The sequence below is a fragment of the Arthrobacter sp. Y3223164 genome (genome assembly GCF_059091005.1).
In genome coordinates, this window is the sequence record NZ_JBNHGF010000159.1 from 1 (window position 1) to 6,076 (window position 6,076).

The following is a 6,076-nucleotide window of genomic DNA, read 5'->3' on the forward strand; positions in this document are numbered from 1 at the left end:
CGGGCCCCGCCGGCACCCGCCAGGGCGGCGATGCCGCCGCCGACCAGACCACACCCAGCTCACCCCACACAACGAGGTAGTCCACGTGACCGAAAACGCCCCCGACCGTTCCGCCGCGACCCAGCGTCCGGCCAAACGCCGCTTCGGCGGAACCCACGCCCAGATCCGCTCCGCCCTGACCTTCTACAAGGTCACCTCCTACATCACCGGCATCATGCTGCTGCTGCTCTGCGTGGAGATGGTGCTGCGGTACGGCTTCAACCTGTTCCTGTTCGCCGGGGCCACCAACACCCTGACGGGCGAGACCTTCGCGCTGGGCCTGGCGCAGGCCGAACCGTCCGTGATCGACGGCCTGAACCTGTCCATCGCGGTGCTGATAGCGCACGGCTGGCTGTACGTGCTGTACCTGATTGCCGACTTCCGGCTCTGGTCGCTGATGCGCTGGCCGTTCAGCAAGTTCGTGCTGATCGCCCTGGGCGGCGTCATCCCGTTCCTGTCCATCATCCTGGAACGCAAGGTGCACCGCGAGGTGGAAGAAGAACTGGCCGCCCACCCCGAAGCCGCCAAGCGCTACTGACCGGAGCCGGGCGTGCGCTACCTCACGCAGCGGGGCCGGACGCCGGAGTGCGAGGCGCCGGACCCGGCGACTATCCTGTAAGGGTGACTACTCCTCCCCCCGCCACTACGGACCACCGGCCCGTCCTCGTCGTCGACTACGGGGCCCAGTACGCGCAGCTGATCGCCCGCCGCGTGCGCGAGGCCAACGTGTATTCCGAGATCGTTCCGCACACCTACACCACCGAACAGCTGATGGCCAAGAACCCGGTGGCCATCATCCTCTCCGGCGGGCCCTCCAGCGTTTACGCCGAAGGAGCGCCGAGGATCGGCGCGGACCTGTTCGAAGCCGGCGTCCCGGTGTTCGGCATCTGTTACGGCTTCCAGGCCATGGCGAACGCCTTGGGCGGCAAGGTAGCCAGGACCGGGCTGCGCGAGTACGGTGCCACGGACGCCACCGCGGTGGGGGAGGGCCGGTCCATCCTGGCCGGGGTGCCCCCCGTCCAGAACACCTGGATGAGCCACGGCGACTCGGTGCAGGAGGCACCCGCAGGCTTCGACGTGCTGGCCAGCACGGCCGGCGCCCCGGTGGCCGCCTTCGCGAACGACGAGAAGAAGCTGTACGGCGTGCAATGGCACCCCGAGGTCAAGCACTCGGCCCACGGCCAGCGCGTGTTGGAGAACTTCCTGTTCCGTGGTGCCGGGCTCGAGCCCAACTGGACCACCGGCAACATCGTGGAGGAGCAGGTGGAGCGCATTCGCGCCCAGATCGGCGACTCCCGCGTGATCTGCGGGCTGTCCGGCGGCGTGGACTCCGCCGTCGCCGCGGCCCTGGTGCAGCGCGCGGTCGGCGACCAGCTGACCTGTGTCTTTGTGGACCACGGACTGTTGCGCGAGGGCGAAGCCGAGCAGGTGGAGCGTGACTTTGTCGCGGCCACGGGCGTGAAGCTGTACGTAGCCAACGAACAGCAGCGCTTCCTGTCCGCGCTGGCCGGTGTCACCGACCCGGAGACCAAGCGCAAGATCATCGGCCGCGAGTTCATCCGCGCCTTTGAAGCCGCCGAAAAGGCCGTGCTGGCCGAGGCGGCCGCCGAGGGGGAGTCGGTGAAGTTCCTGGTGCAGGGCACGCTCTACCCGGACGTGGTCGAGTCCGGCGGCGGCGAGGGCGCCGCGAACATTAAGAGCCACCACAACGTGGGCGGGCTGCCCGAGGACCTGCAGTTCGAGCTGGTGGAACCGCTGCGGACGCTGTTCAAGGACGAGGTCCGCGCGGTCGGCGCCCAACTGGGCCTGCCGGCCGAAATCGTCGGACGCCAGCCCTTCCCCGGCCCGGGACTTGGCATCCGGATCATCGGCGAAGTCACCCAGGAGCGGCTGGACCTGCTGCGCAAGGCGGACGCGATCGCGCGAGCCGAACTGACCGCTGCGGGCCTGGACCAGGAAGTCTGGCAGATGCCGGTGGTCCTGCTCGCCGACGTGCGCAGCGTGGGCGTCCAGGGCGACGGCCGAACCTACGGACACCCGATCGTGCTTCGTCCGGTCTCCTCCGAGGACGCGATGACCGCAGACTGGTCGCGGCTGCCCTACGACCTGCTGGCCAAAATCTCCAACCGCATCACCAACGAAGTGGACGGCGTCAACCGCGTGGTGCTCGACGTGACGAGCAAACCGCCGGGAACCATCGAGTGGGAGTAGCCACAACGGGCGACCGCCGCCCGCCCGCAGCGCGGCTGCGGGTGAACTGCGAGGCAATTTCGCCGAGCAGTGTTGCGGTCGCCCGTTTGGCGTTTAAAGTCCGATACCTTGTTTGACATGCCGTTGTGGTCCAGGCAAGTCGCCGAGAGTGAAGTAAAGGGGGCAGCCGTGTCGCTGGCCAGCGTAGCTGAGGCTGCTGAAGACGTTGTGGCATCGTGGCTGGAAAACCTGGGCGATCTCGCCGGGTCGGACACCCTGCTGCGGTTCGCCCCGACGTCGTCGAACAGCATTGACCTGACGCATGCCCACCCTTCCGGCCTGGCGCAGTTGCTGGCCGGCCGCCGCACCCGTCTTTCCACCCTGCTGCGCGAGCCGAACCAGTACGCCGCGGCCATGCGTACCGCCCGCAGCCTGCGCGCCAAAATCTACGAACTGGGTTCGGACCGCGGTATCGACGTCGGGTATCTGGCCGCCGGAACGGCCTCCTGGCGGGTTCCCGACATCGGCCGGTCGGAGTCCCTGAATGCCCCGGTGATGCTGATCCCGGTGGCGCTGACCGTCCGCCCCAGCCAGGACGACTTCGAACTGCAGTTGACCGACCGCGCCCGGCTGAACCCGGCGCTCGTCCGCCACCTCTCCGCGGAGCAGGGGATCGGTATCGACGCCGAGGCGACCGCCCGGCTGGCCTACAGCACCGCCCGCCTGGATCCGCACCCGGTGCTGGAACGGCTGCGCCTGCTCACCGCCGGCGTGCGGAACATGACCATCGAACACCATTTGCTGGTGTCGACCTTCGCGGACCTGGAAGCAGTCACCGACCCGGTCCTGCTCGATGCCGGGCACCCGGTGATCCGCGCGCTGGCCGAAGCCGGAGCCGGATCCCAGGCCGGTCCCCGTCCCCGGGCCGGCCGGAACGCCGTGCCCGTGCCGGAGGTGGAACTGCCGCCGATCGACGAACGCGATCCGCAGGATGAGTTCCTGCTGCTCGACGCAGACGCCGCGCAGCAACGGGTGCTGGACCTGGTCCAGGCGGGGCATTCGCTGGTGGTTTCCGCGCCGCCGGGCACCGGACAAACCCAGACTGCACTCAACGCTGCGGCCGCCCTGGCCTACGAGGGCAAGAGCGTGCTGGTGGTCGCGGAACGCCGGGGCACGCTGGTCGAATTCACACAGCAGTTGGAAACCGTGGATTTGGGGTCGCTGGCCCTGCAGTTGAGCGCGGACCTGACGCCGGAGCAGCTGCGTCGGGCGATGATCCGCGCGATCAGCCGCAACGAGAAGGCGCAGGAGCCGCAGCTGCAGAAGCTGCACACCACCCTCACCGAGCACCGGCACAAGCTGATGGAGCATGTGAAGTCGCTGCACAATGTGCGCAGTCGCTGGCGCTGTTCCCCCTACCAGGCGATGCAGTCGCTGGCCAAGCTCACCTCGCTCGATCCGGCTCCGGCGACCACCGTGCGGCTGAAGCGGTCGGTGCTGGACAACATCACCGACCGGGCGGAGCTGGCGGCACGGCTGGTCCGGGCTGCCGAGTTGGGCAGCTTCAGCAAGTCCGCGACCACCAGCCCGTGGTTCGGTGCCAAGCTGCTTAACCGCAAGGAGACCGAAGACGCCCACCAGCTGGCCGCCGACCTGGCCAAGGACGTCCCGCGGCTGCGCGAACGGATGAACAAGGTCGCCGAACACTCGCAGATCGCCCTCGCCGGGACGTTCCGCGAGTGGGGGGAGCAGCTCCAGCTGCTGGTGGAGGTCCGCGGCAGCCTCGACAAGTTCACCCCGGACATCTTCGACCGGCCGGTCACGGATCTGATTTCCGCGACCGCGCCGAGTTCCTGGCGGCGTGACCGCGGAATCGAAATGAGTTCGATGACGCGTTCCCGGCTGCGCAAGGTGGCCAAGGAATACATCCGCCCGGGCGTGCACATCTCCGACCTGCATGAGTCCCTCTTCGAGGTGCAGCAGCAGCGGACAAAGTGGGCCGACTACGCAACGTCGCAGCGGCATCCGGCGGTGCCCTCCGGGTTGGCGGACCTGAACGGCTTTTACCGGGAGGTGGCGCAGCGCCTCGAGAAACTGGCCGCCCTGCTGGCACCGGTGCCCGAAGACCGGGCCCTCGCGGCCCTGCCCGACGGCGAACTCCAGGAACAGCTGGACGCCCTGGCAGCGGACCGCGAAACGCTGGTGAACCTGCCCGAACGTACGCTGCTGCTGGAGCAGATGCGCGAACACGGGCTGACCGAACTGCTGGACGACCTGGCCACACGCGAAGTCGGTGCGGGCGAGGTCAGCGCTGAACTGGACCTGGCGTGGTGGCAGTCGGCACTCGAAGCGATGATCAGCGGCGACGACTACCTGGCCATGTCGGACGGCGACAATCTCCGCAAGCTCGAGGCGGTCTACCGGCTCGCGGACAACGCGCACATCGCGTCCGGGCCCGCCCGGCTGCGCTGGGAACTGGCACAGAACTGGCGGCATTCGCTCAAGAGCAAGCCCAAGGCCGCGCAGCGGTTGCGCGACCTGCTCAAGGCCGGCGAACCCACCCTGGCCGCGTTGGGACAGCAGTCGGAGTCGCTGGTTTCGGCGCTGTTGCCGATCTGGACTGCCTCCCCGCTGGTGCTGCCGCTCCTGCTCCCGGAAGGCAAGCACTTCGATGCCGTCATCATCCTCGACGCCGAGGCCACAAGCCTGCCGTCGGCGCTGACCGCGGTCTCACGGGCGCATCAGGTGGTGGCGTTCGGCGACGGCGAGTTGGGCCGCGCCGAGCCTTTCGAAGTCAACGTGGACCGGCGGAATGACCCCGTCACCGGCGAAGCACCGCAACCGTTGGCCAGCTGCTTCCACGCGCTCTCCGAGGTGCTGCCGGTGGTGGCGCTGACCACCGCCTACCGTGCCGTCGACCTCGACCTGACCCGCTCGCTGAGTGAGAAGTTCTACGGCGGATCGCTGTCCCGCCTGCCCGGCGCCAGCTCCATCCGCGGGGGCGGCCTGGAAGTGGAATATCTGCCCGACGGTACCGGGATGCCCGGCGCCGGACACGAAGGCGTGGAGAGCGTCCCGGCCGAACTCAACCGGGTGGTGGACCTTGTCTTCGAGCACATCAGCCTTCGGCCGTCGCGGTCGCTGGCGGTGGTGACGGCCAGCGCCAGGCACGCCGCCCGCGTGGCGGAGGCCATCCGGCTGCAGATGCCCAATTATCCTGCGGCGGCGGACTTCTTCAACCGCCGGCAGGAGCCCTTCCGCGTGGTTCCCGTCGAACGCGCGTCCGGATTGGTCCGCGACGATGTGATCTTCTCGCTCGGCTTTGGCCGGACGCCGCACGGGCGGGCGGTCCACGACTTCGGACCCCTGTCGGCGCCGCACGGGCGGTCGCTCTTCGCGACCGCGGTCACCCGTTCCCGGCAGTCGCTGCACGTCCTCAGCTGCTTCCGCCCGGAGGATCTGGACCCCGAGCGGCTGCGGCATGGGGCCGCCGACTTCCATGACCTGCTGGACCGCCACCTCGGCGACGGCCGGTTCGCGGCGCCCGAACTGTCTCCCGGGATCGACGACCCGCTGGTCGCGGACCTCGTGGAACGCATCCGCACCCGCGGCGCGCGCGTTTGGGACCACTATTACGGGGTCATCGACATCGCCGCCAGCACCGGAACGGTGCAGTATTCGCCGGATGTTGAACCGGCCCTGCCCGTGGCCCTGGAGTCTGACGGCAGCCCGCAGTACCAGGAGCTGACGGAGGTGAGCCAGGTCCGGGTCTTCCAGCTCGGCCCAGGTTCGTGGCACCGCCACGGTGGGGTGCGGCCGACCGCGCAGGGAGTACGGGGCGATCGTG

The 6,076-nt window shown here is 68.9% G+C and carries 2 protein-coding genes and 1 pseudogene; all 3 read left to right on the forward strand.

Annotated elements, in window-relative coordinates; all coding sequences use genetic code 11:
- Positions 1 to 85: 85 nt before the first annotated feature.
- Positions 86 to 577, forward strand: coding sequence for a DUF3817 domain-containing protein (locus AC5RUJ_RS09460; protein WP_494012646.1), 492 nt, complete (start codon positions 86 to 88; stop codon positions 575 to 577).
- A gap of 83 nt (positions 578 to 660) precedes the next feature.
- A complete protein-coding gene (gene guaA / locus AC5RUJ_RS09465) occupies positions 661 to 2,250 on the forward strand; it encodes a glutamine-hydrolyzing GMP synthase (RefSeq protein ID WP_494101697.1) in 1,590 nt (529 codons plus the stop codon).
- Between the two features lie 168 nt (positions 2,251 to 2,418).
- A pseudogene (locus tag AC5RUJ_RS09470) lies at positions 2,419 to 5,979 on the forward strand (DUF4011 domain-containing protein); the annotation flags it as partial.
- Positions 5,980 to 6,076 lie beyond the last annotated feature (97 nt).